Consider the following 1,665-nt stretch of genomic DNA (forward strand, 5'->3'; position numbering starts at 1 on the left):
CCTAGGCCCCCGCCGGCGCGGCTGAGGTGGCCCACAACTATCACTAAGCCGCCCCGGCGGGGGCCGGTCGACCACAGCGCCACCCGCAGCGGCGCCTGGTTGCGCAGATCGAAGCCGTAGCCGGCGAATTCGGCGGCCAGCGCCGGCACGTCGGCGCCGGTGGCGTCGATCGGGTCGAGGGTGAGCGGGATGTCCTCGGCGCGGTGGATCAGCTGGTAGGGACCGTCGGCGCCCTCGGGGAAGGTGGTGCGCAGGCTCTCGTGCCGGTCGATGACGTCGACCAGCCCGGCGCGCAGCGCGGCCAGGTCGAGCGGGCCGTCCAGCCGCAGTGCCAGCGGCATGTTGTAGGCCGAGGCGTGCTCGGCGAACCGGTTGAGGATCCACAGCCGCTGCTGGGCGGGCGAGAGCGGGATGTGCGCCGGGCGGGTGACCGGCGTCAGCCGCGGCGGCGCCACGTCGGGCACCCCGTCGGCGAAGCGCTCGGCCAGTTCGGCCACCGTGGGCGACTCGAACAGGTCGCGGATGGTCAGGGCCAGCCCGAGGTCGGCGGTGATGCGGGCGACCGCGCGCGCCGCGCTGAGCGAGTTGCCGCCGAGGTCGAAGAAGCCCTCCGACACGCCAACCTCGTCCAGGCCGAGCACATCGGCGAAGATCTCGGCGACCAGCTGCTCGGTCGCGTTCCTCGGGCGGGTCACGGCGGTCGAGCGCGCCGCGCGTTCCGGCGGGGCGGGCAGCGCCTTGCGGTCGATCTTGCCGTTGGCGTTCAGCGGCAGTTCGGCCAGCTGCACGAGCACCGAGGGGACCATGTAGCCGGGCAGGGTGCGGCGCAGGCCGGCGAGGATGTCGTCGGTGTCCAGGACGGGGAATTCGGCGGCGGTGGCCGTGTCAGCGCGCGCGGCGACGACGTAGGCGACCAGCTCGTCCCCGCCGCGGCCCGGCCAGGCCACGGCGACGGCCCGGGCGATGCGTTCGTCCTCGAGCAGCACCGCCTCGATCTCGCCGAGTTCGAGGCGCTGACCACGGATCTTGACCTGGAAGTCGGTGCGGCCGAGGTAGTCGAGCGCGCCGGGGGCGCCGGGGGCGGTGTCCTGCCGCCAGCGCGCCAGGTCCCCGGTGCGGTACATGCGGGCACCGGGGACGAAGGGGTCGGCGACGAAGCGGTCGGCGGTCAGGGCCGGTCTGCCGAGGTAACCGCGGGCGAGCTGTACACCGGCCAGGTACAGCTCGCCGGTGACGCCGGGCGGAACCGGGCGCAGGTGCGGGTCGAGCACGTAGGTGCGGGTGTTCCAGATGGGCGAGCCGATCGGCACGGCGGCGGTGCCGGGCGGGCACGGCCAGGCGGTGACGTCGACGGCGGCCTCGGTCGGCCCGTACAGATTGTGCAGCTGGGGCCCCGCGTCGCGGCCGGCGCCGAGCGCGCTGTGGAAGGCGGTGACGGTGGCGGCGGGCAGCGCCTCGCCGCTGCAGAACACCCGGCGCAGCACGCGGCAGTCGCGGACGTCGGTGTCGCCGACGAAGACCGAGAGCATCGACGGCACGAAATGCACTGTGGTGACGTTCTTCTCGACGATCAGCCGGGCGAGATAGGCCGGATCGCGGTGGCCGTCGGGCGCGGCGACGACCAGGCGCGCGCCGACCTGCAACGGCCAGAAGAACTCCCACCCC

General features: G+C 74.2%; 1 protein-coding gene. It reads right to left on the minus strand.

Going from position 1 to position 1,665, the window contains the following annotated elements; genetic code table 11:
• The coding region (locus QH283_RS16185; RefSeq protein ID WP_280503813.1) for an AMP-binding protein at nucleotides 1-1,665 on the minus strand (1,665 nt) is incomplete at both ends.

Source organism: Nocardia farcinica (assembly GCF_029867845.1).
GTDB lineage: Bacteria > Actinomycetota > Actinomycetes > Mycobacteriales > Mycobacteriaceae > Nocardia > Nocardia farcinica_A.